The organism is Leeuwenhoekiella marinoflava DSM 3653 (genome assembly GCF_900129005.1).
GTDB lineage: Bacteria > Bacteroidota > Bacteroidia > Flavobacteriales > Flavobacteriaceae > Leeuwenhoekiella > Leeuwenhoekiella marinoflava.
The window spans coordinates 109,496-135,670 of sequence record NZ_FQUN01000005.1 but is presented as its reverse complement, the minus strand read 5'-3'; the positions used below and the strand labels follow the sequence as shown (position 1 = coordinate 135,670).

28 protein-coding genes and 1 other RNA gene are annotated in these 26,175 nt (G+C 35.6%); 12 read left to right on the top strand and 17 right to left on the bottom strand.

Features of this window, described 5'->3' with window-relative positions:
- Window positions 1-3 precede the first annotated feature (3 nt).
- From BUB91_RS04275 to BUB91_RS04255, 5 genes are all read right to left on the bottom strand, one after another.
- On the bottom strand, window positions 4-1,083 hold the full coding sequence (locus BUB91_RS04275) for an endonuclease/exonuclease/phosphatase family protein (RefSeq protein WP_073097433.1): 1,080 nt from the start codon (window positions 1,081-1,083) through the stop codon (window positions 4-6).
- Between the two features lie 52 nt (window positions 1,084-1,135).
- Entirely contained in the window at window positions 1,136-2,422 is a 1,287-nt protein-coding gene (locus tag BUB91_RS04270) for a mechanosensitive ion channel family protein (protein WP_073097724.1), read from the bottom strand.
- 143 nt (window positions 2,423-2,565) lie between these two features.
- Complete coding sequence (locus BUB91_RS04265; protein WP_073097430.1) at window positions 2,566-2,892, bottom strand: CCC motif membrane protein; 327 nt, start codon at window positions 2,890-2,892, stop codon at window positions 2,566-2,568.
- Between the two features lies 1 nt (window position 2,893).
- On the bottom strand, window positions 2,894-3,169 hold the full coding sequence (locus BUB91_RS04260) for a DUF2752 domain-containing protein (RefSeq protein ID WP_073097428.1): 276 nt from the start codon (window positions 3,167-3,169) through the stop codon (window positions 2,894-2,896).
- A gap of 3 nt (window positions 3,170-3,172) precedes the next feature.
- Window positions 3,173-5,146, bottom strand: a complete 1,974-nt coding sequence (locus BUB91_RS04255) for a T9SS type A sorting domain-containing protein (RefSeq protein ID WP_073097425.1) — start codon at window positions 5,144-5,146, stop codon at window positions 3,173-3,175.
- Window positions 5,147-5,239: 93 nt separating this feature from the next.
- Between BUB91_RS04255 and BUB91_RS04250 the strand changes: the two genes are divergently transcribed.
- On the top strand, window positions 5,240-5,782 hold the full coding sequence (locus BUB91_RS04250; RefSeq protein ID WP_073097421.1) for a Smr/MutS family protein: 543 nt from the start codon (window positions 5,240-5,242) through the stop codon (window positions 5,780-5,782).
- Here the strand turns inward: BUB91_RS04250 and BUB91_RS04245 are convergent.
- Window positions 5,779-6,729: a hypothetical protein gene (locus BUB91_RS04245; protein ID WP_073097419.1), complete on the bottom strand. Its 951-nt coding sequence runs from the start codon at window positions 6,727-6,729 to the stop codon at window positions 5,779-5,781. The two genes, BUB91_RS04250 and BUB91_RS04245, sit on opposite strands and share 4 nt — an antisense overlap.
- Window positions 6,730-6,836: 107 nt before the next feature.
- Between BUB91_RS04245 and BUB91_RS04240 the strand changes: the two genes are divergently transcribed.
- Window positions 6,837-7,982, top strand: a complete 1,146-nt coding sequence (locus BUB91_RS04240; protein ID WP_073097417.1) for a cysteine desulfurase family protein — start codon at window positions 6,837-6,839, stop codon at window positions 7,980-7,982.
- Here BUB91_RS04240 and BUB91_RS04235 read toward each other — a convergent pair whose 3' ends face one another.
- Both BUB91_RS04235 and BUB91_RS04230 read right to left on the bottom strand, forming a co-directional pair.
- Window positions 7,983-10,445, bottom strand: a complete 2,463-nt coding sequence (locus BUB91_RS04235; protein WP_073097415.1) for a TonB-dependent receptor — start codon at window positions 10,443-10,445, stop codon at window positions 7,983-7,985.
- A gap of 5 nt (window positions 10,446-10,450) precedes the next feature.
- Window positions 10,451-12,142, bottom strand: coding sequence for a M23 family metallopeptidase (locus tag BUB91_RS04230; RefSeq protein ID WP_073097413.1), 1,692 nt, complete (start codon window positions 12,140-12,142; stop codon window positions 10,451-10,453).
- A 286-nt stretch (window positions 12,143-12,428) separates the two neighbouring features.
- Here BUB91_RS04230 and BUB91_RS04225 point away from each other — a divergent pair, with 286 nt between their 5' ends.
- The 4 genes from BUB91_RS04225 (at window position 12,429) to rny (ending at window position 14,799) form a co-directional block, all read left to right on the top strand.
- Window positions 12,429-12,719, top strand: coding sequence for an MreC domain-containing protein (locus BUB91_RS04225; protein ID WP_073097411.1), 291 nt, complete (start codon window positions 12,429-12,431; stop codon window positions 12,717-12,719).
- 10 nt (window positions 12,720-12,729) lie between these two features.
- Window positions 12,730-13,020 (top strand): cell division protein ZapA, encoded by a 291-nt coding sequence (locus BUB91_RS04220; protein WP_073097409.1) that lies wholly within the window; start codon window positions 12,730-12,732, stop codon window positions 13,018-13,020.
- A 53-nt stretch (window positions 13,021-13,073) separates the two neighbouring features.
- Window positions 13,074-13,182: non-coding RNA, 6S RNA (gene ssrS, locus BUB91_RS04215), on the top strand.
- 48 nt (window positions 13,183-13,230) lie between these two features.
- Complete coding sequence (gene rny / locus BUB91_RS04210) at window positions 13,231-14,799, top strand: ribonuclease Y (RefSeq protein WP_073097407.1); 1,569 nt, start codon at window positions 13,231-13,233, stop codon at window positions 14,797-14,799.
- Window positions 14,800-14,870: 71 nt separating this feature from the next.
- On the opposite strand, the gene BUB91_RS04205 is transcribed toward rny, so the two are convergent.
- Window positions 14,871-15,596 (bottom strand): YebC/PmpR family DNA-binding transcriptional regulator, encoded by a 726-nt coding sequence (locus BUB91_RS04205; RefSeq protein ID WP_073097405.1) that lies wholly within the window; start codon window positions 15,594-15,596, stop codon window positions 14,871-14,873.
- A gap of 88 nt (window positions 15,597-15,684) precedes the next feature.
- The gene (locus BUB91_RS04200) at window positions 15,685-15,969 is read right to left on the bottom strand and encodes a 4a-hydroxytetrahydrobiopterin dehydratase (RefSeq protein WP_073097721.1); all 285 of its coding nucleotides are present in this window, start codon (window positions 15,967-15,969) and stop codon (window positions 15,685-15,687) included.
- 162 nt (window positions 15,970-16,131) lie between these two features.
- Here BUB91_RS04200 and BUB91_RS04195 point away from each other — a divergent pair, with 162 nt between their 5' ends.
- Complete coding sequence (locus BUB91_RS04195) at window positions 16,132-17,598, top strand: aminoacyl-histidine dipeptidase (protein ID WP_073097403.1); 1,467 nt, start codon at window positions 16,132-16,134, stop codon at window positions 17,596-17,598.
- Window positions 17,599-17,672: 74 nt separating this feature from the next.
- Here the strand turns inward: BUB91_RS04195 and BUB91_RS04190 are convergent, their stop codons facing one another.
- The 4 genes from BUB91_RS04190 to BUB91_RS04175 all read right to left on the bottom strand — a co-directional run bounded on the left by BUB91_RS04190 (window position 17,673) and on the right by BUB91_RS04175 (window position 21,124).
- Complete coding sequence (locus BUB91_RS04190) at window positions 17,673-18,173, bottom strand: DUF4168 domain-containing protein (protein ID WP_073097401.1); 501 nt, start codon at window positions 18,171-18,173, stop codon at window positions 17,673-17,675.
- Window positions 18,174-18,379: 206 nt separating this feature from the next.
- Entirely contained in the window at window positions 18,380-19,558 is a 1,179-nt protein-coding gene (locus BUB91_RS04185; RefSeq protein ID WP_073097398.1) for a peptidylprolyl isomerase, read from the bottom strand.
- A 2-nt stretch (window positions 19,559-19,560) separates the two neighbouring features.
- A complete protein-coding gene (gldI, locus tag BUB91_RS04180; protein ID WP_073097397.1) occupies window positions 19,561-20,115 on the bottom strand; it encodes a gliding motility-associated peptidyl-prolyl isomerase GldI in 555 nt (184 codons plus the stop codon).
- Window positions 20,108-21,124: a DHH family phosphoesterase gene (locus BUB91_RS04175; protein WP_073097395.1), complete on the bottom strand. Its 1,017-nt coding sequence runs from the start codon at window positions 21,122-21,124 to the stop codon at window positions 20,108-20,110. The genes gldI and BUB91_RS04175 overlap by 8 nt, the downstream gene beginning before the upstream one ends.
- Window positions 21,125-21,203: 79 nt before the next feature.
- On the opposite strand from BUB91_RS04175, the gene BUB91_RS21220 reads away from it, so the two are divergent.
- The 3 genes from BUB91_RS21220 (at window position 21,204) to BUB91_RS04165 (ending at window position 22,756) form a co-directional block, all read left to right on the top strand.
- Entirely contained in the window at window positions 21,204-21,512 is a 309-nt protein-coding gene (locus tag BUB91_RS21220) for a metallophosphoesterase family protein (protein WP_241652563.1), read from the top strand.
- A gap of 87 nt (window positions 21,513-21,599) precedes the next feature.
- Complete coding sequence (locus BUB91_RS21215; RefSeq protein WP_241652564.1) at window positions 21,600-22,226, top strand: alkaline phosphatase D family protein; 627 nt, start codon at window positions 21,600-21,602, stop codon at window positions 22,224-22,226.
- 110 nt (window positions 22,227-22,336) lie between these two features.
- The gene (locus BUB91_RS04165; protein WP_073097393.1) at window positions 22,337-22,756 is read left to right on the top strand and encodes a nucleoside-diphosphate kinase; all 420 of its coding nucleotides are present in this window, start codon (window positions 22,337-22,339) and stop codon (window positions 22,754-22,756) included.
- A gap of 67 nt (window positions 22,757-22,823) precedes the next feature.
- On the opposite strand, the gene BUB91_RS04160 is transcribed toward BUB91_RS04165, so the two are convergent.
- From BUB91_RS04160 to recF, 3 genes are read right to left on the bottom strand one after another with little or no spacing between them, the layout of a single operon-like run.
- On the bottom strand, window positions 22,824-23,120 hold the full coding sequence (locus BUB91_RS04160; RefSeq protein WP_073097391.1) for a DciA family protein: 297 nt from the start codon (window positions 23,118-23,120) through the stop codon (window positions 22,824-22,826).
- Window positions 23,120-23,539: a hypothetical protein gene (locus tag BUB91_RS04155; RefSeq protein ID WP_073097389.1), complete on the bottom strand. Its 420-nt coding sequence runs from the start codon at window positions 23,537-23,539 to the stop codon at window positions 23,120-23,122. The genes BUB91_RS04160 and BUB91_RS04155 overlap by 1 nt, the downstream gene beginning before the upstream one ends.
- A complete protein-coding gene (gene recF, locus BUB91_RS04150; RefSeq protein WP_073097387.1) occupies window positions 23,536-24,615 on the bottom strand; it encodes a DNA replication/repair protein RecF in 1,080 nt (359 codons plus the stop codon). The genes BUB91_RS04155 and recF overlap by 4 nt, the downstream gene beginning before the upstream one ends.
- Window positions 24,616-24,766: 151 nt before the next feature.
- On the opposite strand from recF, the gene BUB91_RS04145 reads away from it, so the two are divergent.
- A complete protein-coding gene (locus BUB91_RS04145; protein ID WP_073097385.1) occupies window positions 24,767-25,531 on the top strand; it encodes a tetratricopeptide repeat protein in 765 nt (254 codons plus the stop codon).
- 12 nt (window positions 25,532-25,543) lie between these two features.
- Entirely contained in the window at window positions 25,544-26,035 is a 492-nt protein-coding gene (ribH, locus tag BUB91_RS04140; protein ID WP_073097383.1) for a 6,7-dimethyl-8-ribityllumazine synthase, read from the top strand.
- Window positions 26,036-26,175 lie beyond the last annotated feature (140 nt).

Below are 26,175 nucleotides of genomic sequence, written 5' to 3'. Positions count from 1 at the left end.
GTACTATTGTTTAGTGTTTTTTTGAATAGCTTCTTTTTCTATAATTTCATATGCGTTTTTAAGTTGACTTTCCGTAGGTAGTTTAGGTATTTGCTTATCTTTTCCTTCGAGTTCTAAACTCAGTTTGGCATATGCCGGGAAGTGATCAGAATCAATAGTATTTCCTCTTAAAACTTCTAGAGCTCTAAAATGTTCTGAAACAAATATATGGTCTAAGGGCCAACGCATAATCTTGCTATCTGCACTGAAGGTATTGAATAAGCCTCTACCAACGCGAAGATCAAGTAACTCACTAACTTCTTTGAAGAGTTCGGTGGATTCTGACCATGCCACATCATTAAAATCACCAATTACTATAACCGGTAATTTTGATTTTCGGCTTTTAAAAGCAGTTTTCATCATCTCTGCATCACGGTCTGTTGACCGCGTATTGTGCTGTGGCATAGGTGGGGTAGGGTGTATTGCGTAAAGTTGAATTTTCTCACCTGATTTCAATTGAACTTGCGCATCGATAGATGGGATACTATCATCTATTAAGTAATGAACTTCTGGATTAATCAATGGTAATTTTGAGTATAAAAGCATACCATATGTATTGCTGATGGGAGTACCTTTATAAAATGAATAGTTATTTTTAAGTTTAGTATTTACTGCATTGTACCAAACAGTATCAGTTTCCAAAAGAAGTAAAATATCTGGTTCTTTTTGTTTTACTTCCTCTAAAAGTAATTTATGGTTTTTGTTTTTCTGCAAAACATTAGAAACCAAAACACTGAATTGACTTTGTTTATCATTTTTTGAAGCATTTAAAACTTCGAGAGGAGCAACTGGAGTATAAGGATAAATTTTTAAAACCTGTATCGTAAGACATGTGGCCATTATTGCCATAAATGCATAATCTTTAGCCCATTTGATGTCAAACTTCATAAAATAAGCAAGTGTTGCAATTGCAGTAAAGATTGTAAGCTGCATATGTGGAAAGTCAAATACACGTATCCACCAATAATCTGCTGCTACAAAAGGTACAAGAGTAAGCACAATAGCAATACCCCCAAGAATTTGGAGAACGTTTTTAAAGGTCATTTAGATTAGGTTAGTAGGGTTTGTGAAACCTAAAGTTTCAATATCGAGTAAGCTAACCTTTAATATCCTGTTGATGCGTTAAGAAATTTGTAATATCTTTAGAAGATGGCTCTTCAAAAATTTCCAAATCAAAATAACCTACTGCAGCAATAATATGGTCAAATATATCTGCTTGTATGTGCTCGTAATTTTCCCATCGTTTGTCATGACTAAAACAGAAAACCTCAATTGGGATACCTTGAGAAGTAGGGGGTAAGTGTCTTACCATTAAAAACAAGTCTTTATTTATAGCAGGGTTCTCATATAAATAAGCGTCAATATATTTTCTGAAAACTCCTAGATTAGTCTGATTAAGACCGTTTATAGCAAGACTGTCATCTACATCGTGTTTGCGGTTGCTGCGATTGACCTCTTTTTCCATATGTTCAATATATGGAGCTACGAGTTGAATTTTTTTGAGTTCAGAAAGTTCTTTAGAGGTGAGAAATTTAACTGAGTTTTGTTTTATAAAAACTGCTCTTTTAATACGCCTACCACCACTTTCTTGCATACCTCTCCAGTTCTGAAAAGAATCAGAAATAAGGCTGTAAGTTGGGATTGTAGTGTAAGTCATATCCCAATTTTGAACCCGTACGGTAGCAAGGTTAATCTCACTTACATTACCATCTGCACCATATTTACTAAAGGTAATCCAGTCACCTATACGTACAATATCATTTATTGAAACCTGTATTGAAGCTACAAAACCGAGAATAGTGTCTTTAAAAATAAGCAATATTACAGCTGAGGCAGCTCCCAATTCTATTACAAAGTTCATTGCATTTCTATCAAAAAGCTCTAGAACAAAAAAGAATATTCCGATTCCCCAAAGAAAAAGCATCGTGACCTGCAGATAACTCTGAAGCGGTTTATCGTGGAATTGTTTTTTAGTTTGAAAGTAATCTCTAGAAGTTCTAAGTAAACTGCGTATAATTTTTAGAATTAGCAAAATCACATAAATATTAAAAGCTTTTAAAAGCCAATATAATGTGACCTGATAGTCTACTAAAAGTTGAATGAAAAACCACTTGAAAATCGCAAGAGGAATAATATGTGCTATATATCTAGGAAAATTAGTAAGAACCAAAAAATCATCAAAAGAGGTCTTAGTTTTATTACTGAATATTTTAAATACTTCAACTATAACTCTTTTGAGTAACTTATCTAAAAGTGCAAGCAACAATATAAAGATAAAGCCATTAATAAAAACCGATAGCATTTCGGCATAAAAAGGAAGAATACCCCAGCCTTCAATATACCTTGTAAAGTCTTTTAAATATGTTTCTAATTGATATGCCATCTTAGGGTGTTTAATCTGACAAAAGTAAACATTCATTTTAGAAGAATCACCTATACAATAATCAAGATTTTAAGTTGATTTCAGGGAATAAAAAAGTCTGAAAACTTACGCTTTCAGACTTAATATTTAAATAGAAATATTATCTATGCCTGAGCATTTTGCATTTCTAATAACTCTTCTTGAATAGCTTCTACACTACCAAATATTACTATAAGTACCAAGCAAATAATAGATATAATAATAGAGAGGATTAGACCTACAATAGCTATAATTCTGGCGGTTTTTACTTGGCCATAATTTTCATAAAGCTCTGGATTTTCTTCAGCTACTTTTTTGTCTTTGTTAGCAAGATAGAGAGCTATTGCAGAAAGCAATACGCCTCCAAAACCAGAACTAAAGCAGCATGCGATAAAAGAAACTATTCCAAGAATTAGTGATATCGTTGCGTTAGGTAGTTTTTGTTGTTCCATATTAGGTTGTTAGTTTAAGAATGTAGCTTACAATAATAGTGGTTACAGATAAGATAGCCAAAACTGAAATGATACGATTTGCATATTTTAAACCAAAAGAAAGATTAATACCGATAACAGCTCCTAAAAAAACTAAAGGGAAAATAGCGGGATATAGGACAAAAGCTTCAGTAAAATGTCCCTGAAAAAGGGCCACTAATGACCGTTGTAAGCCGCAACCCATGCACTCGAAGCCAAAAAAATTTTTAGTAAGACAGGGAAGCATATGTTCTTCCATAAATTATTTTTGATTTTTTACGGAAACTTTTTTAGAATATTCAATATTCTCACGGGTTGTTACGCGTACTATGTAGATTCCATCACTCCATGCGTCAGAAGGAATAGTGACTTTTGAGTTTATACCTTCATTTAATTTAGAAACCAATAAACGACCACTAATATCAAAAACATTGATTTCTTTTAACTCAGTTTCTAATGGGTTTAGGACAGTCAATTCTGCTCTACCATTATTTTGATATATATTGAAAGAACGTTTAACTTCTTCAATTTCTTCAACATCAAGTGTTTTTACATCTTTAAAAACAATCTCAAAGCGATCTGTATAAGTGCCTTTTTCTAACTCAAATTCATAGGATTCGTTTAGAATATCGTGATACTCATCAGTCTGTTTATCATGAAGGTATATGCTCTTGTCTGGAGTGAAGTTTAATTCGGAAACTTGCATTTCATATGTGTTTGTTTCAGACGCTCCAGAAATTTTTAAAGGCAGCGCAACATCAATATCGTAAGGAAAAAGATTGATTAAAAATGGGTAGTCATTACCTTCAGAAACTAAAAAGTTTATATCAGAAGGTAATTCAGAAACATTGTTGCCATCACCTGCGATATCATAACCAAGCGTAGCTTCATCTAACATTACCGCAGTTAGTCCACGAGTATAGGACTTATTTACTAAAGTTTTTATACGAAACTTTGAAAGAATAATAACACCGTCTTCATTAAGACTAAATTCACCTGCTTTTTGTGAAAAAGGGATAGTTTTGGAAGAAGAAGACTTTTTCTTAGAGCTTTCATTACTTTTAAACTGAGAATAAGGGTTTTCTGTTTCTTTTATAAAAATTCTAAATTCATTTTTTGCAGTAACAGAACCAGATTTAGCACCATTTACAAAAAAACCTTGACCAACTGGAGTAAAATGTCGTTCAGTAGTACTACCATATAATCCTGTTTCAACAGCATTACCATCTGTATCCAACACTGGTTCTCCTTCATTGTCATATTCTATAAATACAGGACGCTCATAAGTTCCTGTAGAGTTGCAGCTAGCTTCAGGACTAAAAGTTCCATAACCTCCTTCATAATCTCTAATATAATGAGATTTAATACTAGGATCTGATTCCCAAAAGTATGCGACGCCAGTAATATTTTCTCCAATTGCAGTTGGAGTATAAGAACTGGGATAGGTTCCCAAACATCCAGCAAGAGATGTACCTGTAGCTAATGAGTTAGATAGTAAATAAAAACTAAGATTCATAGCCGAAGGATAAGGGTTACCAACTAGAGTTAAATTATTATTAGCTACTGTAACATTTATAGTACCATTATTAGGTCTACCTCTAAAATCTATGGGAACAATACCCGAGGGACTTGTTCCGTCTCCAAGACCTTTCATTGTGAATCCTTCTCCTGCACCTAAAGGATTGGTCTCAGTGATTTTTTGCCAATTACCGTATCCTGTTGTAGCTACAAATTTGTATAACCAGTAACTTGATAGACTAAATTCATTTTCATTTGTTATTGAACTATTAAAATTTGTAGTAAAACTAACAGGGTAAGCTGTAATGGTATTGAGCGCATCTGTTTTATATAAACCTCCATTATCATCATCACTTAAGTAAAAATCAACATTACCAGTGTTTCCATTCCCAGATGCTGATTTACCAGGGTCACCCACCGGTGATGTCCAATAATGATAATCCCACTTATTTTGTGTGTTTACTTGATACAACGAAGCTATACCATCCCCTTCATTTTGACTCGAATCGTCTCCTTGTATAAGTTGCCCCTCTTCTCTTAGGTATAAATTGCCTCCCGTCTGATCAGGAGCCCCTTGAAGATTTACATCTTGAGTTACAAAAACAATTTCTCCTTTATTATAAACATAGGAAGTGCTTGACCCTTCACCAATATATAATTGACTCGATGCCAAGATTGGCAACATTAAAAAAAACAATTTGGAGTAAAAATTTCTCATAAAGGAATATTTTTGCGAAGATACTAAATTTACAATATGAATTGCGTTGTTCAAAGTATTTCCAGTGCTTTTTATCGAATTAATAGTTAAATAATGGATTCACAATTTGAAATAGGTCAGTCAGTTACGCTTTTAGACGATGACTTCTCTGGTGTAATTACGAAAATTTTAGAAGAACGGATTTTTATTTCTACAGAAGATGGTTTTGAATTTGAAGTCAACGCTAAAGAAATTGTGCCAAATCAAAAATTTCAAATTGAGGAACCGGATGATTTTGAAGCTTTAGTTTCAGAAAAAGAAAATGCCTACAAAAAGAAAAAAAGCACTACTCAAAAGGTAAAAGGTACAATTCCTCCAATGGAGGTTGATTTACATATTCATCAGCTTACTTCAAAAGAAAGAGGAATGTCTGCTCATGATAAGTTAAACTTACAAATTGATACTGCACGGCATAAGTTAGAGTTCGCCATGAAAAAGCGTATTCAAAGAGTTGTTTTTATTCACGGCGTTGGAGCAGGAGTTTTAAAAGCAGAACTTGAATATCTTTTCTCTAGATATGAGAACGTCAAGTTTTACGATGCCGACTATCAGAAATACGGACTAGGAGCTACTGAAATTTATATCTATCAGAATTAATTAGGATATTCTGGTTTTACTGTTACTGTTTGTGAGCTTGCATTAAATTCACCAAAATAAAGTTCTTGCTGGCGTATGGTTTCACTACCATCTTCATTAACAAAAACAAGATTAGTCAAATTAATTGTTAATGTAATATTTTCTAATGTATAGCTATGAGGTCTGTATTCATTTATTTCATAATCTACAGCAAAATTAGGATTAAGGTAATCAGGTTCTGCTGAAATATCAGATTGTGTATTTGCTGGGTTAAGAGGAGTTTCATCTTCTGGATTTGCTTCGTTAATTGTTAGTACGCGATCGCCATCGTCGTCAGGATCCAAGAAGTTAGGAATACCATCACCGTCAGTGTCTAAAGATTCTTCTATGTTAATAGATCCATCTTCATTAAAAACAACTCCTTCACTAATTGTAGGGATATTATCACCATCATCATCAAAGTCATAATAATTAGGGATGCCGTCTCCATCATAATCAGCTTCATCTAATAATAGCATTTCAAATTCAGCATCAATCCCGTCAGTATCGGTATAATCTCCATTGGTGACTATAGTTACTGTTCCTTCTGCACTTTTATATTCTTTAGACACGGTAGGTTGTGTCGGAGGTAATTCAGAACAAAAATAATCTGAAGTAATAGGACTATTAAAAATACGGTATGAAACAAATGTAGAAGAACTACTTCCTAGCGTATAGGTGTATGTATTTGTTCCGCTAGGCTCTGTTAAAATAGGATCACTTGTACTAATTCTAAAAGCAATAGCTTCATTTGTATCCGGATTTATTTTATAAAAAATATAGTTAGTTACTTCTGTTTCGTTGTCATCTACAGTAGAACAATATTCTATATTTTGATCGCTAAAATCAAAAGAAGTTACAATAACATCTCCATCATCACACGCGTTAAATAGAAATAAAGAGAATATAAGAATCAGGTGCTTTTTCATAGAGCAGTATAGAATTTTGGGCAAAAATAACCGAATTGAACTTTATTAACGTTAATGAGTTCTAAATAATTTTATTCTAGTTAATTTTGTGCATCTAAATTTTTAAGATGACGCAAGTATATTTTGATAATGCTGCTACTACAGCTATTCGCCCTGAAGTATTAGAACGTATGATCGAAGTTATGCGTGATGTACCGGGTAATCCTTCTTCAACACACGCTGTAGGTCGCAAAGCAAAAAGCATTGTAGAACAAGCTAGAAAGACAATAGCGGGTTATTTAAATGTCACTCCATCGGAAATTGTTTTTACATCTGGCGGTACAGAGGCAGATAATCTTATCATAAACAGCGCTGTTCGTGATCTTGGTGTGCGTCATATTATCACAAGCCCCATAGAGCATCATGCTGTAATACACGTGGTAGAACATTTACAATTGGCTTACGACATTAAAGTGTCTATGGTTAAAATTAAAGAGTGTGGTAGCATTGATATGGAGAATCTTGAAATGTTACTTGCCGAAAGTGGAGAGAAAACTTTAATAAGCCTGATGCATATCAATAATGAAATTGGTAATATACTTGATATCGAAGCGGTATCTAAATTTGCAAAAGCTCACAATGCGTTATTCCACAGTGATATGGTGCAATCGGTAGGGCATTTTGACCTGAACCTTACCGAAATACCGGTTGATTTTATTGCTGCAGCTGCTCACAAATTTCATGGACCCAAAGGTGTTGGCTTTGCTTTTCTTAGGAAAAATAGCAAAGTTAAATCCTTGATTTTTGGAGGAGGCCAAGAACGTGGAAGCCGTGCGGGTACAGAGCCTGTGCATAACATTGCAGGTATGGAAACTGCACTTATAAAAGCTCAAGAAAACCTTATTGTTGAGCGTAAACACATCGAACAAATCAAATGGTATTTTAAAGAGCAACTTGAAAAGAATATTCCTGGAGTGCATTTTAACGGAAACTGTCACGATGGTTCCCTTAGCACGTATACACTTTTAAATGTATGCTTACCAGTACCACCCAATAAGGCTTTGATGCTTTTATTTCAATTAGATTTAAAAGGGATCGCGTGTTCTAAAGGTAGTGCTTGTCAAAGTGGAAGCGATCAGGGAAGTCACGTCTTAAATGCCTTTTTATCAAAAGATAAATTAGACAAGCCTTCTATTCGTTTCTCATTTTCTCACGAAAACACCAAAGAAGAAGTTGATTATGTGGTTTCTGTTTTAAAAGAATTTATTGCTTAATTAAAACTTAGCGCTGAATTTTACATTAAAAACACGAGGCGTTAGGTAATTGGGAACTGCATACTGTTGCTGAGTAGCGGCATCTCTTACAAAAGTATTGGTGATGCTGTTGTTACGATCAAATATGTTGAAAATTTCGAGACCAGCGCTGAGTTCTTTAAATATAGACTTACTCTTTAAAGCTCTTTTTGAATTTATGATGGTATAGGCAAATCCTACATCGGCTCTAAAGTAAAATGGTAAACGGGTTTGATATACGTAAGGGTTCGCGTAATTCGGTGATCCACCGGGTAAACCGGTTTGATAAACCATATTGAGATACAATTTCACATCAGGAATTGTTGGTACATAATCCTGAAATAAAAAGCCCAATTTAAATCGTTGATCTGTTGGTCGGGAAATATATCCGCGGTTTTGAATATTCTCTTCTGTTTTTAGTAGTCCTAGACTGATCCAACTTTCTGTTCCCGGTACAAATTCTCCGGATAATCTCAGATCTAAACCATAAGCGTAGGCTTCGGCATCATTTTTAGCTCTGTAACGAATTCTTACATTTTCTAAAGTATAGGCATTTACATTACTTAAAGATTTGTAATACGCTTCGCTAGTTAAGGAAAAAGGCCGTTCCCAAAGTTTAAAGCTCCAGTCGTTTCCGGCTACCAGATGAATACTTTGTTGTGCTTTTACATCAGGAATGACTTGTCCTTGCATATCGCGCAACTCCCGATAAAAAGGAGGTTGATGGTACATCCCGGCAGCTAGCCTAAAAACCATATTTGTATTTTTCCAAGTCGGTTTTAGACTGAATTGCCCCCGCGGACTAACAACTTGCTGGGTTTTCGAAGCGATGTCTTGTCCGCTTACCGTCCATAAATGACTGCGTATTCCTAGATTATACCAAGCTTTGGTTGTGTTCCAGTTGAGGCGCTTGCTAAATTGAAAGTACCCGGAAACTCTATTAATTACAACATCATTTTGCGCTCTTCGCGAACTAAAAGGCTTTAGTGGAGCTTCAAATGGTTCATAGGGTTGCTGATTAGTAAACCTCTCAAGCGATGGTCTAATTGAAAACCCGGCAGAATCAATAATCTCATATTCTTGCAAACGGTCGCGAATCGATTCCCGCGCATATTTCAATCCCCAATCTAGTTGATCGCTTCCTTTTTGATACTGTCCCTTATGCTGAAGATTTACAATCAACGCATCCAGATTATTCCGCGCATGAGTAAACTGAGAACCTATTGCTCTAGTGAAATCTACTTCACCGACAGAAGTATCACCTATATTTGTGCTGGGGGTTCCCAAGGCATATTTCGCATTGATGTCATAATATTCCTGCTCCTGTGTGTGATAGGATGATGCAATTAACTTCAGCTTCAGATGATCATTAGGTTTGTAAGTCCCAGAAAAGGCACCAAAATAGGTTTCATATTTATCTTCTTCCTGGCCGTCATAAACCACGACAAGAGCTATGGGATCAGCCAGTGTGCCAAAGTTTGTCTGGCGAGTTTGCGGCTGATAACTGTATCTATTGACACCTATATTTCCTAAAAAGTCCAATTCAAATTTAGAATTAAAGGTGTAGGTCAGGTAGGTTTGTATATCTGTAAATCTGGGTTTATAATTGGTTTCTGTTGGTTTGGCGTTTACTAAAAGGCTATTATCCCAATATCGAGTACCAAAAAGCGCAGTTAGCTTTTTATTTTTACTTAAGCCTTCGGCGGAAAGATTAACACCTAAAAGACTGATATCTGCCGAAGCTGCAAAATCTACCGGGCGGCGATATGTGATATCTAAAACTGAAGATAATTTGTCACCGTATTTCGCCTGAAACCCTCCGGCACTAAAACCTATATCTCTTACCAAATCAGGATTTACGATACTTAAACCTTCTTGTTGACCAGAACGTATTAAAAAAGGTCGGTAGACTTCAATATCATTTATGTAAACCAGATTCTCGTCATAATTTCCACCGCGCACAGCGTATTGTGTACTTAGCTCATTATTAGAACTTACTCCGGGTAAAGATTGTAAAAGGTTTTCAACACCGGGATTTGCACCGGGTATTTTCCGCACGGTTTCTGGATTGAGGCTTACAATACCTTCAATTCTATCTTGATTTTCAGATGAAATAATAACTTCACTTATTTGCTGAATACGTGTACTTAAAACAGGATTAAACTCTAATAGTTCATTTTTCTTAAGGAAGAATTTAGCTTCTACAACCTTCAATCCCACGTGCGTAAACCGAATAGTAATAATGCGTTCCGCAGGAATTTCTATTGAATAGAATCCGCTTTCATCTGTCAGCCTTCCTCCATCGGCATACGAAACATTAACATCTGATAATGGAATATTATTTTGATTAAAAGCAATCCCTTTTAAAGTTGCAGTTTGTGCAAACAGAACAGGAGCGACCCCGAAGCAAAGAAGAGTAAAGAAAAAATGAGGTAGCGCTTTCAATAGGTTTATTTTCTATAAAAGGTTGCTTCAAAAGTAGTGCTGTTTCCTACATTATCAGTAACTATGAGTTTAAAAGCATTTGCTCCACTAGTACTAATACCATCTTCAAAATTGTATGTGAGCAGATTCTTTTTGTACTCATATTCCATCAAAGCAAATTTTCCATTAATGGTAGCACGATAGCTTTTTATACCGGTGTCTTGGTCTGTGATTTTAAAGTTGATGGTATTAAGATTCGATATCCATTTTCCGTCAGTAAAATCTAATGACTGGATTCTAGGCGGTTTGGTGTCTAACCCTAATTTAAAATCTCCCAATGCATTTACTGTCGCTGTGATATGATTATCTTCAATTTTAGCTCCTTCATAGCGCAGCAAATCTCGATAATTCACTCTACCTATATATAATTTTTCACGATCTTGAGACTGAAATTCAGAAACGTCATAGGCAAGTCTGATATATTTGTGAACAGGAATTAAATCTTCATCAAAGTGAAGCGCATCTGTATTTGCTGAAATGTCAAGAAAATAATCATCATAGAATGAACCTTTAGGAATGAAAATTTCCCAATCACCAATTTCAAAATTCTGGCTTACATCTGCTTGAACAAAGTAAGGAGTAGTTTTTTTGTGCTTAGGTGTTAGAATAGTGTCCTTTTTGATGTTTATCGGGACAATCAGTTTACTCGTGTTCCCCTGTATGTCTGATACGCTTATGGTATAAATTGAAGAATTGCCAGCTTGAGTGAGGTTTAAAATACCTTTATCTTTCTCAAATTTGTAAATACTTAATGGATTATTACGTTCGATAAATAGCTTTTGTACTCGGTTACGCTCATCTTCAAAAAGCGCATAATCAATCATTCGGTTGAGATAGCGAGTTTCGGCAAAAGAGAATTTATCCATCTCAACTTCCAGCGTTTTTTCTCCGTTTAGTGTGGTTTCAATTTTATAAATACCATTATTGTTATTCGCACCGTCTTGCTGGTCAACCGTTCCCAGAGCAAAACCTATAGGTCCGTAGGCATTGATCTTTTCACTTAAAAACGTTCCGTCAGGCTGTTTTTTAAAACGCAAGCGCTGTTGTTTTTGAGATTGATTTACCTGACTGGTATCGCTTAATGGATAAACAACCAAATCTTTCAATAAGGGATCTCGATGATCTGGTGCTTGTATGCCAAAGAGTTGTGCATTTAAAGGGCGCTCATTTTTATCTCGTATTTCAAAATGAACGTGAGGGCCACCGCTTCCGCCAGTATTGCCGCTATATGCGACCAAGTCACCTTGACTAACTATGAGTTCATCAGGATTTGGGAAAAGCTCTATCTCGTAGCTTTCGGCTTCATATTGTTTAGCTTTTACATATTTTTCAATAGCGGGTCCGTACGCGTTTAAATGACCATAAACTGTTGTGTAACCATTCGGGTGAGTAATATAAAGGGCTTTGCCATACCCATAATGAGAGACTTTTATTCTGCTAACATATCCGCTGGCACTTGCCAAAACATCCAGTCCCGTGCGCTGTTGCGTTTTAATATCAAGACCACTATGGAAGTGATTACTACGTAATTCCCCAAAAGTTCCGGCAAAAACAGGAAGTATTCTTAATGGCAGAATAAACTCATTCTGAGGGATGTCAGACTGGGCTTTTAAAGCAAGACTTGTAATTAAAAGAAGTAGTGTAATTCTTTTTTTCATAGAAAAGGCTAAGTTAAATATTTTGCTAAGACCTAATTGTATAAATCGCTACGACAATCTAATTATTATAAGTGATATTTATAGGCACTAACTATTTAATAGAATAAAAGCGGTATTATAAAAATAGTCAGACTTCCAATACCTGTGTAATCTATTGAAAGCTATAAAATTAAAATTCAATTTGTTATAGAGGAAAGATGTAAGCATTAAAAATAAAATAGATTGTATTGGGATATTAGTAAGCGAATGTTAACTTTGTGTGACTAAGCATTGTTAAAATTAGGTTATGAGTGAACTGTTGGAGCGTGTAGATGCGTTGCAAAATGTAATTAGCAAATTAGTGCATCGGTACCAGAAGCTTCAGCGTCAGAATGAAGTATTAACAACTGAAAATGAGCAGTTGAAGCACGAGCAGAAAGATCTAAAAATTCTTCTGGAAAATTGGGAAGCTAAATACAGTACACTTAAAACTGCTAACGCGATGCTGGGCAGTAACGAATATAAACGGGAAACCAAGCTCAAAATAAATACTATGATGCGAGAACTTGACGCATGTATCACTCAACTCGCAGATTAGAATAAAGGATATGTCTGAACACTTAAAAATTAAATTATCTATTGCAGACCGGGTTTATCCTTTAACAATAAAACCTCAACAGGAAGAAGGCTTACGTAAAGCAGCAAAAGAAATTGAGGTGATGATTAAAAAATTTGAGCAAAGTTATGCTGTTAGAGATAAGCAAGATGTTTTAGCGATGTGCGCTTTACAATTTGCTTCAAAAGCAATACAACAGGATTTAGACGGAAGCGGGGAAAGTTCAGAAGCTTTAGAACAGCTTAAAAATCTGGAACTACTCGTTAAAAGTCAGTTATCCTAACGTTCATTAAAATAGAATTACTTACTGCCTACATTGGTTATATTTTTTGGTAAACTCAACACTATATTCTTTAAGAGGGATGAGTCTGAGTTGTAAAAGCGCGCCGTCTTAGAACGGATTCTTGATCAGCTCGTTAGTCCTATGATTTATTTTAAGGAGTTTACACAAAACCCTACCGATGTAGGCTTTTTTTATATATACACAAACTCAATGGGAAATACTGTACTTATAATCGTAGGAGTCATCTTAATAGCTGGCACACTGGGATTTTTATTAGCAAAACTGCTAGAAAAAAATAATGCATCACAAATTGTTAGTAATGCCAAAAAAGAGGCTGCTAATATTGTGAAAGAAGCTAAAAGTGAAGGAGAATCGATTAAAAAAGACAAGATTCTTCAGGCTAAAGAAAAATTTATAGAGCTCAAATCTGAGCATGAAAAAGTAATCTTATCACGTGACAAAAAGATAAATGATGCAGAAAAGCGTACTCGTGATAAAGAATCACAAGTAAGCAGTGAACTAGCTAAGAATAAGAAACTCAATAAAGAGATAGATATTAAGATAAAAGATTATGATGATCGTTTAGAATATCTTGATAAGCGTCAATCTGATGTAGATAAGCTCCACGCAAGTAAAGTACAGCAGTTGGAGGTAATCTCTGGTTTGTCTGCAGACGATGCAAAAGAGCAATTGGTAGAATCTTTAAAAGATCAAGCAAAAAGTGATGCAATGGCGTTTATTCAAAATGCCATGGAAGAAGCTAAGCTTACTGCAGAACAAGATGCTAAAAAGGTTATCATTAATACTATTCAGCGTATAGGGACTGAAGAAGCTGTAGAAAACTGTGTGTCTGTTTTCAACTTAGAAAGTGATGATGTAAAAGGTCGTATTATAGGTCGTGAAGGTCGAAATATTAGAGCGATTGAAGCTGCAACCGGAGTTGAGATTATTGTAGATGACACTCCAGAAGCGATTATTCTTTCTTGCTTTGATAGTGTGCGTAGAGAAGTTGCCAGATTATCATTGCATAAATTAGTGACAGACGGAAGAATTCATCCTGCACGTATTGAAGAAGTGGTTCAGAAAACTACAAAACAAATTGAGCAAGAAATTGTTGAAGTTGGAAAACGTACTGTAATAGATCTTGGGATTCACGGCTTACACCCTGAGTTGATTAAAGCGGTAGGTAGAATGAAATATCGTTCTTCATACGGTCAGAATTTATTGCAACACAGTAGAGAAGTTGCTAAGTTGTGTGCTACGATGGCTGCTGAATTGGGTATAAACCCTAAACTCGCTAAACGCGCCGGACTTTTACACGATATAGGTAAAGTGCCAGAAACGGAAAGCGAAATGCCTCACGCATTATTAGGTATGGAGTGGGCTGAGAAATATGGCGAAAAACCAGATGTGTGCAATGCTATAGGAGCTCACCACGACGAGATAGAAATGAAAACATTACTGGCACCTATTGTTCAGGTTTGTGATGCGATAAGCGGAGCAAGACCCGGAGCACGACGTCAGGTTTTAGATTCTTATATTCAACGATTGAAAGATCTTGAAGATATCGCGTTTGGTTTTGCCGGAGTTAAAAAGGCTTATGCAATTCAGGCGGGTAGAGAACTGCGTGTTATAGTTGAAAGTGAAAAAGTAAATGACGAGAAGGCAGCTGCTCTTTCTTTTGAAATTTCACAGAAAATTCAAACGGATATGACTTATCCGGGTCAAGTTAAGATTACGGTTATACGAGAAACCAGAGCTGTAAATATTGCAAAATAGAAATAGTAGTCGCATTACATAAATAAAAAGGAGCCAATTGGCTCCTTTTTATTTATGTATACTTAGTAATATTATTCTTCAGAAGAAGATTCATCCATAGAATGATAAACGTTTTGCACGTCATCATCTTCTTCAATTTTTTCTAAAAGCTTTTCTACATCTTCAGCTTCTTCGGGAGAAAGCTTTTTAGTTACTTGAGGAATACGTTCAAAGCCACTAGAGAGTATTTCGTGTCCTGCTGCTTCAAGATAAGACTGTAGAGCTCCAAAGCTTCCAAAAGGCCCGTAAATTAGAATTCCGTCTTCATCTTCAAAAACCTCTTCAGCACCATAATCTATAAGTTCGAGTTCTAATTCTTCAGCATCTATACCTTCAGCATTGATTCTGAAGTTACAGGTATGATCAAACATAAATTCAACAGAACCTGAAGTTCCCAAGTTTCCATTACATTTATTAAAATAAGACCTTACGTTAGCAACAGTACGATTATTATTATCTGTTGCAGTCTCAATAAGTACAGCTATTCCGTGAGGAGCATAACCTTCAAAAAGTACTTCTTTATACTCACCCAGACTTTTATCACTTGCGCGTTTTATAGCGCGTTCGATATTGTCTTTAGGCATGTTTACACTTTTAGCATTTTGTATAACTGCTCGCAGACGTGAATTAGAATCAGGATCAGGACCGCCTTCTTTTACGGCCATTACAATGTCTTTTCCTATTCGAGTAAAGGCTTTAGCCATTGCGCTCCAGCGCTTCATTTTACGAGCTTTTCTAAACTCAAATGCTCTTCCCATAATTCAGATTTTTAAAGGCGGTAAATTTAACAAAAATTGGCTTTACTAAAAGGCTTATTTCCGTTTTAAAATAAGATTGAAAACTTACCTAGTTCCCTAATAAGGTTTCTATAGTATGCGCGAGTTTAAAGTCTTTTTCGGTAATACCATCTGCATCGTGAGTAGATAGCGATATGTTCAGAGTATTATAAACATTCGTCCAATCCGGGTGATGTTGTTGCAGTTCTGCTTCAAAAGCTATTCGCGTCATTGTAGCAAAGGCTTCTTTGAAGTTTTCGAATTCAAAAGAAGTATGAATAGCATTTTCTCTATATTCCCAGCCCTCTAATTTTTTCAGGCGTTCTTCGATAGTTTGTTGATCTAATTTTTTCATAATAGAATATTTGTTTTTAATAAGATAATCAGAGTACATTCAGCATAAAAGCGTTTAAGCCAAGATTAACGTTTGGTTTAATTCTATGCTCGAGCCAAAGGTAGTTTATCAAATTTAACGACTACTCAAAGAGAACCAGTACCTTTGTAAAAAATGAATTTTATGACAAATATTGAAATACGACAGCTAGAGCCGCAAGCAGTTTGGCAGAAGTTTGCAGACCTTAATGCTGTACCCAGACCTTCTAAGCATGAAAAGCGTGTAATTGCTTTTATGAAAGCTTTTGGTGAAGGTTTAAATCTGGAAACATTTGTAGATGGAATAGGAAATGTGATCATTAGAAAACCAGCAACTAAAGGTTTGGAAAACCGAAAAATGGTTGTTTTGCAGTCGCATCTGGATATGGTTCATCAGAAGAATAATGCGACTCAGTTTGATTTTGATGTCGAAGGAATCAAGATGAAGGTAGAAGGAGATTGGGTTAAAGCTGAAGGAACAACCCTAGGTGCAGATAATGGTCTGGGTGTTGCTACCATAATGGCTTTGTTAGAAAGCAGCGATATACCACACCCTGATCTTGAAGCACTCTTTACAATTGATGAAGAAACCGGAATGACCGGAGCGATGGGTTTGAAAGGCGGTGTTCTTAAAGGAGATATTTTACTCAATTTAGATACGGAAGAAGATGATGAGATTGGCGTAGGTTGCGCCGGTGGCGTAGACATTACTGCTATACGTACCTACAAGGAAGAACCCGTTGAAGAAGCAAAAACCGGATTTAAACTTACCGTAAACGGATTGCAAGGTGGTCACTCTGGCATGGAAATTATAAAAGGTCTTGGGAATGCTAACAAATTTATAAACCGAATCTTATTAGACAGTTTTGAGAATTACGGTTTACGTATTAACGAAATAAATGGCGGCGGACTGCGTAATGCTATACCGCGAGAAAGCGTGGCGGTTTTTTGTATTGATACGGTTCATGAGGAGGCTTTTAAAAGCGACATACTAGAATTTACGGAAGTCTTACAGGAAGAATATAAAACACTAGAGCCTAATTTAAAAGTAACTTTAGAATCTGTTGATCTTCCTGAAAAAGTTATGAATCTTGGAGTGCAGGAAGGTTTTCTAAAAGTTATACAAGCAGCGTGGAATGGTGTTTATCGTATGAGTCCAGATATTGAGGGGCTCGTGGAAACTTCTAATAATTTAGCTCGAGTTCTAGTGAGTGATGGCGAACTCGAAGTTTTATGTTTAACTCGTTCTTCTGTAGAATCTTCTCGTACCGATCTTGCGAACACCATAAGAAGTGTTTTTGAATTGATAGGTTGTGAAGTTACGCTGAGTGGAGAATACCCGGGATGGAAACCTAATATGGATAGTGCTATCTTAAAAGTTTTGGTTGATAAATATAAGAAAATCAATAATGAAGAGCCGCATGTAGCCGCTTGTCATGCCGGACTAGAATGCGGTATTCTGGGACAAAATTATCCAGAAATGGATATGATTTCTTTTGGACCAACTATTAGAGGTGCTCATTCGCCTGATGAACGCGCAAGTATTTCTTCGGTACAGAAATTCTGGAAATTTGTTCAAGAAATTTTAAAAGATATACCTGTTAAAAATTAGTTAGTTGATTAGACATAAAAAAAGGAGTTGTATTTCTACAACTCCTTTTTTTATGTTATAAACTTACCTGAAAATTATCCTTCAGTTTGTTTCTTCATCAGTATTCCTTGAAATTTTTGCTGTAAGCTTTTATCTTGTTGCAATGCCATAGCTACTGCTTTATAACGATCTAGGGTTAAACCATGATCAGCAATAATTTCCTGCATTTTACTTTCCAATTCAGGTTGCATTTTTTGTAGTTCTGTAACTACAGCTGCGTGCATCTTAAGCTCTTCGTCTGTGGCTTCAACTTTTGCTTCAGGATTCATCTGTGCTTTTTGAATTTCAGTGAAACGCTCTACATCTAATCCTTCATTTTTAATGATGCCCATCATTTTCTCCTGAGCAGCTTGGTTTTCAACCTGCACTTGCTGAAATGCATCAGCAAACTTATTGAGTTCTGCCACAGAAACATCTGTTTGAGTTTTTACGCTTGCAGCGGCTTGTGTTTGTTGAGCAGCAGCTGTAAGACTAAATCCTCCTACTAATGCACCTGTAAGTGCTAGCGTTACTATATTTTTTTTGAATGTAATCATTTGTTGTCGTTTTTAATTAAACGGGAAGATTAACAATTTGTAGCGGCTATCCTGATGATTTAAGAAAAGGTTAATTCAATTTTAGAAGAGCTTAACAATAAGCAGCTTTTATTTTAATATTTGGTAGACATATAACTATCAAATATCCTTAATTAAAAAATGCTTCCACATATATAGAAGCATTTTTAGTTATAATAATTCATTCATTATTCGTTCTCTGGCTCTCGGTCATCAATTAGTTCTACCATAAATACCAGATTTGTTCTTGGTGGAATTACACGATACCCACGTTCTCCATAACCCAAATAATAAGGGATGAATAAAGTGGCTTTATCTCCATAATTGAGTTGCTGGATTCCTTCTTTAAAACCGGCAATCATTTGTGCTTCCGGGCCGTATGGAATATTTAAAGGAACATACATATCTTCTTTAGGTCGCGTTTGCATACCCCATTCTTCAGCACAAGAAAGTATGTTGCTATCAAACAATTCACCGTCCTCAAAATAACCAGCATAATCTACTTTGACTTTTTGAGAGCGTTTGGGTTGTGCATCGCTTCCTTTTTCTGTGATGTAGTATGCTAGCCCACTTTCTAACGTATCTGCGTTTTTGCGTTGTTCTTCAAAGATTGCTTTTTGTTCTTCTTTGAGTTTTTGCTTAGCGGCAGCGGCTTGCTCTATTTCTTCGGCTTTTTTATCGATTTCTTCAGTAAAAACATCAGGAGCTTCAAAGTGACGCGCATCTTTTCCTTTTCTAATAATTTTGACTGTCTCAATAGTCACAGGTCTTTTTGGTTTGCCTCTTCGAGGATCTTGCATTTCAACTTCTGTAATACTTTTTAATACATCAAAACCTAAAATAAGTTGACCAAAAACGGTATGACAACCTATCTGTGGATTCTCACAATTCTTAAGATTGCCTTCAGCATCATAACCGTTGAGATGTGGGGTAGGAGCATCGGTGATGAAAAACTGACTACCATTGGTTCCATAGCCAGAATTTGCCATCGAAAGTACGCCTATAGTATCATGCTTGAGTTCCGGAGTAAATTCATCATGGAATTTATAACCGGGACCTCCGCTGCCCGTACCCGTAGGATCACCACCTTGTATCATAAAATCTTTTATGATTCGGTGAAAGGTGATGCCGTCATAATACGGTTTGTCATTATAAATTGAATCTGCAAGTGGATTATTGCCTTCAGCTAAAGAAACAAAATTAGCAGCCGCTGCGGGAGCTTTGTCGTAATAAAGCTGAACAACCATTGTACCTTTATTGGTCTTAATCTCAGCATATAAGCCGTCTTGTAGATTGGGATATTGGTCATCAGAGCATGCTACTAGACCAAAGAGAATTAAGAAAGCAAAAATGGAAGCTTTTTTCATAGTTAATTTTCAGTATTGCTTTGTTTTATATCGTTGAGTGTTACTCGGGTTTGTATAGGTAAATTTGACCCTATTTTGTCTTCATAACCATAATAACCAAAAGCCTTATGAGATGGCAGTAAAAAAGTAACCGTTTCTCCTTCTTTCATCAATTTGAGTCCGTCTTTAAGTCCGGAGATCAAATCTTGATTACTTTGTTCTATTTGATAGGTTTGTGGCCCGAGTTCATTTTTTGTTACAATAGAGGTTCCATCAAGAGCATTAATTTGATAATCAAAAATAACCAGATCACCTGTTTCTGCTGTAGGTAAAGCAGTAGTATCTTTTACATTATAATAATACCAGAATCCTTTATTTGAAGTAAAATATTCATACTGAGGATTTGCTGCCATTAATTCTTTTATGGCAGCTTCATCGGCTTTATTTAATTCCTTATTACGAGCAATTGAAACATCAATATAAGAACCGCTAGAATGACTTACGGGTTTGCGGGCTTCAGGAGTTTTGCAGGCCGCTACCAGAAAAAGCAAAAGTATTAAGCCGATGAGTTTATTCATTTAAAGCGTCTTTGTATTGGGGTAATATACTAATAAAATACGCAACGGTTTCTTCTAAAGAGCGATCGCTTTTTCCTCCTGCAGCGTTGGTATGACCACCACCTTCAAAATGTTCACGCGCCATTAAATTAACCGAGAAATCACCTTTAGAACGTAAAGAAATCTTAATTATTCCTTCCTGTTTATTTTCGATAAAAATCAAAGCTAAGACGGTGTTTTCTAATGAAAGACCATAATTCACAAAACCTTCGGTATCTCCTTTTTGATAATCGTGGGCATCTAATTCCTCTTGAGAAAGCGTGATATAAGCAGCTCTGTATTCTTCTAGGCGGTGTAAGTTCGTAAGCGCTGTGCCTAATAATTGTAATCTTGAGAAATTATTAGCGTCGTAAATTTTCTCATGAATAAAGGCATTATCTGCGCCTTTTTCTATAAGATCTGCAATAACGCGATGTGTAGTAGCGGTTGTTGATCTAAATCTAAACGAGCCGGTATCGGTCATGATACCAGTGTATAAACAGGTCGCCATTTTTGCATCAACTAGATCAGTAGCATTAAGCATTTCAAACGTATGGTAAACCATTTGGCAGGTAGCGCAAACTGTGATGTCGCTATAGGTGACAACTGCGTAATCGTCTGGTTGCTGATGATGGTCTATCATTACAAATTTAGCAGTAGCCTTTTGCAGTGTAGTTTCCATCTCTGCAACTCTAGATAAAGCATTAAAATCTAGCGTAAAAATGAGTTCTGCTTCCTTGATAAGTCTTACTGCTTTCTTGTTTTGTAAATCATATTTTACAACCGTATTTTCAAAAGGTAACCATTTTAAAAACTTGGGGTAATCATTAGGTGAAATAACGTTAGCTGAATGACCGGTTTTATTTAAATACTGATAAAGTGCAAGAGTAGAACCCATTGCGTCACCATCAGGATTTTTATGAGGAATTATTACAATTTTTTTCGGTGTAGCTAAAAGCTCTTTAAGTAAGGCTAATTCTGATTCTTTCATAGGTGGCGAATATACAATTTCTTCATCTAGACTTAATATGGGAAATCTTATTTTTGAAATATTCTAACTCGTACTTTCAATGTTTAAAATTTCTAAAACCAATATTTATCTTCTTTTAATAACGCTTTTTTACTTTAGTTTTTTAGAAGCCCAAGAGCAAAATCCAGATGTTTTTAGAATCGCTTTTGGTTCTTGTAATAAAGTAGATTTACCCAATCCGTTTTGGGAAGATATGGGCAATCGTAATCCCGATCTTTTTATCTGGGGAGGTGATGTGATTTATGCAGATACCGAAGATATGTCTAAGATGGAAGCGATGTATGCAGAGCAAAAAAGCAATCCTGCGTATCGCGATTTTATAGTACATACCGAAGTTTTAGGGACTTGAGATGATCACGATTATGGTATAAATGACGGTGGTGCAGCTTACGCTAAAAAACACGAGAGTCAGAACTTATTTCTTGATTTTCTAGATGTGCCTGATGATGCACCTTCACGGAAGAAAGAGGGAATATATAATTCGAAAACTTATTCAAAAAATGGAAAGTTTATAAAAATAATTGTCTTAGATACCCGCTATTTTAGAACGTCGCTTGAAGCTTCAGCAAATCCTGATAAGCGTTATGAACCGCATCGAGCTAAAAATGGAACTATTTTAGGGGAGCAGCAATGGCAGTGGTTTAAAAAGCAGCTTGCAGAAAAAACGGACTTTACAATTATAATGAGCAGTATTCAATTATTGAGTGCTGAACACGGTTTTGAAACTTGGGGTAATTTTCCGAAGGAAGTAAAGCGGTTTATAAAAGTTGTAAAAAGATCAAATGCTAATGCTGTTTTGGTTTTAAGCGGTGATCGGCATATTTCAGAATTTTCTAAAAAGGTTATGAAAGATCTCGATTACCCCTTAATTGATTTTACTTCAAGCGGATTGACACATTCTTATACAGCTTATGATGGAGAGCCTAATAAGTACCGAGTAGGCGAGGTGGTAAGTGTCAGAAGTTATGGTTTGGTAGATATAAGCTTGAATTCAAATAGAATAGATATGAAAATCATCGGTGTAGGCGGTGAGATTTTAGGCGAAATGCAACAGGATTACTAATAATCGCTAAGCTACTCGCTATTGTAATTAAAAGAATTACTTTTGCACCGATTTTAAAAACAAGAAATTTTGCTTCTATATTGAAAAGCAAAATTATTAAAACACAAAAAATGGCAACAAACAGAACGTTTACCATGATTAAGCCAGATGCTGTTGAAAACGGACACATCGGTGCAATATTAGAGAAAATAACAGCTTCAGGATTTCGTATTGTAGCTTTAAAATTAACTCAGATGACTGTTGCAGATGCAAAAGAGTTTTATGCAGTGCACAGCGAGCGTCCTTTTTATGGCGAGCTTGTTGAGTTTATGAGCAGAGGACCTATTGTTGCTGCTATATTAGAAAAAGAAAATGCTGTTGAAGATTTTAGAACTTTAATAGGTGCTACTAACCCTGCTGATGCAGCGGAAGGTACTATTAGAAAGTTATATGCTACTTCTTTAGGGGAAAATGCAGTACACGGTAGTGATAGTGATGAGAATGCTGCTATTGAAGGTGCTTTTCATTTTTCAGGTAGAGAGTTGTTCTAATTCTTTATCATTTAGACCTAAAAAAAGCGACTCATAGGTCGCTTTTTTTAGGTCTACTTTTTTGTAATTATCTCAAGATTAATTTCTTAATAATTTCTCTGTCTAATTCTTCATTGAGATTACGTTGAATTTTTTCTTTTCCGTAGCTTAGTTCTTCTCGTAGCACAGATGAACTCAACTGAATAATCAAGCGATCTCCGTCTAATTTTATTTGTGTGGTATATTTTGCGATAGCTGGTCCCATTACATTGCGCCAAGCTTCAGCGACATCAACTTTGTCTATTCCTTTTTGAAGTTTATTTTTTTCTACAAATGCGCCCAATACATCTCGCATAGATTTAGGGTCTGCTTCACGTCTAGCCATTAATCAGTAATATTTATTTTTTCAAATTTAGAATAGGTATAAATCATACCTCGGTTATTTTTAACCTGTAATTCGTTACCATCTGCTTTTAAAACAGTTTCTATCCACTTATCAAATGGAGTGCTGTAATTTAAACGTAATGAGTCGTTTATTATTCTTGCAATAATAGTTTCTTTGGTATCACTATTTACAAAAGTACCATCTATTCGCGGAAGCACTTTAGTTCTAAAACCTATGCTATCTTGTAGCTCTATATAATCTACCCGCTCGTTGAATTTGTAAGCTCTATCATTTCCGAAAGGAGAATCAACAGATTTTATTTCCCAATAGCCATTAAGGTTTTTAAGTTGCTCTTTGGGATTATTTTCGGCACAGCCAAAAAGAGCTAATGCTAAGATGCTTATTAGTATTTTTCTCAAAGTTTAAAAAGTTTATAGGTTTGATGAATTTCTTTTACAATTGCTTCGGTGCGATCTGCGTGCGTATCACTTATAAATAACTGTCCGAAATTTTCATCGTTGACCAGATCTATAATTTGCATTACCCGACTCTCGTCTAACTTATCAAAAATATCATCCAATAACAAAATAGGCGTGGTGTTACTTTGTGCTTTTATGAAATCAAACTGCGCCAATTTTAAAGCGATGAGATATGATTTTTGCTGTCCCTGACTGCCAAATTTCTTGATGGGATGCGACTCGATTTTAAAACTCAAATCATCCCGATGTGTTCCTGCGCTGGTGTATTGCAAAGCACGGTCCTTCTTAAGGTTTTCTGTGAAAAGTTTGTCTAAAGGAGCATCGTTAAGTTGGCTTTTGTACTTCAATTTTACTTCTTCTTTGTCTCCACTTATTGCAGCATAGCGCTTTTTAAAAATTGGAGTGAAGGCTTCTAGAAAGGCTTTTCGTTTTTCATAAATAACGTTACCCAGAGCAGTCATTTGCTCATTATATATCGCTAAGGTTTCCGGGTTGAACGTATGATTTAGGTTGAAATATTTCAGTAAAGCATTGCGTTGAGAAAGAGTTTTATTGTACTTGATCAGTGTGTCAAGATAGTTCTTATCGCTTTGCGAAATAACACCATCCATAAATTTACGACGGGTCTCACTGCCTTCAATAATTAAATCCCTGTCTGCTGGCGAAATGATAACGAGTGGTAAAAAACCTATATGATCAGAAAAACGCTCATAAACTTTAGCATTGCGTTTGATTACCTTTTTTTGACCTCTTTTAGCACTTACTATCACCTTTTCTTCCCGGTCATGTTTTTCGTAAATTCCATCAATTACAAAAAAATCAGCAGCGTGATTGATGTTTTGAGTGGTGATGGGATTAAAGTAGCTTTTTCCGAAAGAAAGATGGTAGACTGCATCAAGTATATTTGTTTTTCCAACCCCGTTATTCCCTACAAAACAGTTAATTTTTGAATCGAGTGTAAAAGACGCAGTTTCAAAATTTTTATAGTTAATAAGCGAAAGAGCTTTGAGAATCATAAAGTAATATGCGAGTTTAAAATACTAAAACCCTGTAAAATAAAGGGTTGAAATATAATTGTAGCTTATGCAAATTATTGAAAAATAACAAAACAATACGCTATTAATATTGAATAAAAATTTTATTTTTGCGCCCAACAAAAGTTAAAGTATGGCCACATATCAAAAAAGGGGTTATAAACCTAAGACCAAAGAAGAAGTAGAGGAGCAGGTGCACGAAGAAAGTGCAACGGCAGAAGTTTTTGATTCACTTGATGAAGGTGCAACCAGAACCGAAGCTTGGGTAGAAGAAAATCAAAAACCTATTTTCATTGGTATTGCAGTAATTGTACTTGCAGTGTTAGGGTATCTGGCATTTGAAAAATTTATTCAAGAGCCTAAAGAGTTAGAAGCATCTAATGAGATGTATCAAGCTCAGAATTATTTTAACGAAGCTATAGAGGGTAGCGTAGAAAAAGATTCTTTATTTAGTCTTGCTCTTAATGGAGGTGAAGGTAAATATGGTTTTCTTGATATTATAGATAATTACGGAAGTACAAAAGCCGGTAATCTTGCACATTATTATGCGGGGATGGCATTTTTGAATACTAATAAATATCAGGAAGCTATAGATCAGTTAGAAGATTTTAGCAGTGATGATATGATGCTTGCGCCTCTTGCTAAAGGGGCTATAGGTGATGCATTTATGCAACTGGAGCAGCCTGAAGATGCACTTTCTTATTATGAGAAAGCTGCAGAAATGAAAGCAAACGACTTTACAACCCCACGCTTTTTAATGAAAGCTGCACAAACTGCAATTGCTCTTGGCGAAAATGACAAAGCTGCTTCTTTTTTAAATACTATTGAAGAAGATTATAGCGAGTCTGCAGAAGCAGCAAACGTGCCTTTGTATTTAGGTATGACAAAAGCTGATTAAAAAATATAAATTATGGCTACAACAGACTTGTCTGTTTACGATAAAACAACAATCCCAAGCGCGAAAGATTTTCGGTTTGGGATTGTTGTTTCTGAATGGAATCATGACATCACAGAAGGTCTTTTTCAAGGTGCTTTTGATACATTTATAGACTGCGGCGTTCTTAAAGAAAATGTCGTAAGATGGAATGTCCCGGGAAGTTTTGAATTGATTTATGGTTGCAAAAAAATGCAGCAGTGTTATGATATGCTCGATGCGGTTATTGCTGTAGGAAGTGTTATACAGGGGCAGACGAAGCATTTTGATTTTGTTTGTGACGGGGTAACTCAGGGTATAAAAGACTTGAATATTCAGAGTGATATTCCTGTTATTTTTTGTGTCCTTACCGATAATACGATGCAACAGGCTATAGATCGTAGCGGAGGTCAGCACGGCAATAAAGGTGTAGAAGCTGCAGTTGCTGCTATTAAAATGGCGCAATTACGTAAAGATGCAAAATTTTAGTCAACCTACTTTTTAAAATTCGTATTGCAATAGTTTGCGTAACTTTAGCTTAAGGCAAATCTAAAAGTTGGAATGCTTTTTGAATATCAAAGTCCGAAGCTTTGCAAAGCTTTCTATCAATTATTGTAACTTTGAATTTT

Bases quoted from the DNA above. Each gene is read 5' to 3' on its own strand.
- BUB91_RS04275 (WP_073097433.1), bottom strand. From the start codon at position 1,083: ATGACCTTTAAAAACGTTCTCCAAATTCTTGGGGGTATTGCTATTGTG.
- BUB91_RS04270 (WP_073097724.1), bottom strand. From the start codon at position 2,422: ATGGCATATCAATTAGAAACATATTTAAAAGACTTTACAAGGTATATT.
- BUB91_RS04265 (WP_073097430.1), bottom strand. From the start codon at position 2,892: ATGGAACAACAAAAACTACCTAACGCAACGATATCACTAATTCTTGGA.
- BUB91_RS04260 (WP_073097428.1), bottom strand. From the start codon at position 3,169: ATGGAAGAACATATGCTTCCCTGTCTTACTAAAAATTTTTTTGGCTTC.
- BUB91_RS04255 (WP_073097425.1), bottom strand. From the start codon at position 5,146: ATGAGAAATTTTTACTCCAAATTGTTTTTTTTAATGTTGCCAATCTTG.
- BUB91_RS04250 (WP_073097421.1), top strand. From the start codon at position 5,240: ATGGATTCACAATTTGAAATAGGTCAGTCAGTTACGCTTTTAGACGAT.
- BUB91_RS04245 (WP_073097419.1), bottom strand. From the start codon at position 6,729: ATGAAAAAGCACCTGATTCTTATATTCTCTTTATTTCTATTTAACGCG.
- BUB91_RS04240 (WP_073097417.1), top strand. From the start codon at position 6,837: ATGACGCAAGTATATTTTGATAATGCTGCTACTACAGCTATTCGCCCT.
- BUB91_RS04230 (WP_073097413.1), bottom strand. From the start codon at position 12,142: ATGAAAAAAAGAATTACACTACTTCTTTTAATTACAAGTCTTGCTTTA.
- BUB91_RS04225 (WP_073097411.1), top strand. From the start codon at position 12,429: ATGAGTGAACTGTTGGAGCGTGTAGATGCGTTGCAAAATGTAATTAGC.
- BUB91_RS04220 (WP_073097409.1), top strand. From the start codon at position 12,730: ATGTCTGAACACTTAAAAATTAAATTATCTATTGCAGACCGGGTTTAT.
- rny (WP_073097407.1), top strand. From the start codon at position 13,231: ATGGGAAATACTGTACTTATAATCGTAGGAGTCATCTTAATAGCTGGC.
- BUB91_RS04205 (WP_073097405.1), bottom strand. From the start codon at position 15,596: ATGGGAAGAGCATTTGAGTTTAGAAAAGCTCGTAAAATGAAGCGCTGG.
- BUB91_RS04200 (WP_073097721.1), bottom strand. From the start codon at position 15,969: ATGAAAAAATTAGATCAACAAACTATCGAAGAACGCCTGAAAAAATTA.
- BUB91_RS04195 (WP_073097403.1), top strand. From the start codon at position 16,132: ATGACAAATATTGAAATACGACAGCTAGAGCCGCAAGCAGTTTGGCAG.
- BUB91_RS04190 (WP_073097401.1), bottom strand. From the start codon at position 18,173: ATGATTACATTCAAAAAAAATATAGTAACGCTAGCACTTACAGGTGCA.
- BUB91_RS04185 (WP_073097398.1), bottom strand. From the start codon at position 19,558: ATGAAAAAAGCTTCCATTTTTGCTTTCTTAATTCTCTTTGGTCTAGTA.
- gldI (WP_073097397.1), bottom strand. From the start codon at position 20,115: ATGAATAAACTCATCGGCTTAATACTTTTGCTTTTTCTGGTAGCGGCC.
- BUB91_RS04175 (WP_073097395.1), bottom strand. From the start codon at position 21,124: ATGAAAGAATCAGAATTAGCCTTACTTAAAGAGCTTTTAGCTACACCG.
- BUB91_RS21220 (WP_241652563.1), top strand. From the start codon at position 21,204: ATGTTTAAAATTTCTAAAACCAATATTTATCTTCTTTTAATAACGCTT.
- BUB91_RS04165 (WP_073097393.1), top strand. From the start codon at position 22,337: ATGGCAACAAACAGAACGTTTACCATGATTAAGCCAGATGCTGTTGAA.
- BUB91_RS04160 (WP_073097391.1), bottom strand. From the start codon at position 23,120: ATGGCTAGACGTGAAGCAGACCCTAAATCTATGCGAGATGTATTGGGC.
- recF (WP_073097387.1), bottom strand. From the start codon at position 24,615: ATGATTCTCAAAGCTCTTTCGCTTATTAACTATAAAAATTTTGAAACT.
- BUB91_RS04145 (WP_073097385.1), top strand. From the start codon at position 24,767: ATGGCCACATATCAAAAAAGGGGTTATAAACCTAAGACCAAAGAAGAA.
- ribH (WP_073097383.1), top strand. From the start codon at position 25,544: ATGGCTACAACAGACTTGTCTGTTTACGATAAAACAACAATCCCAAGC.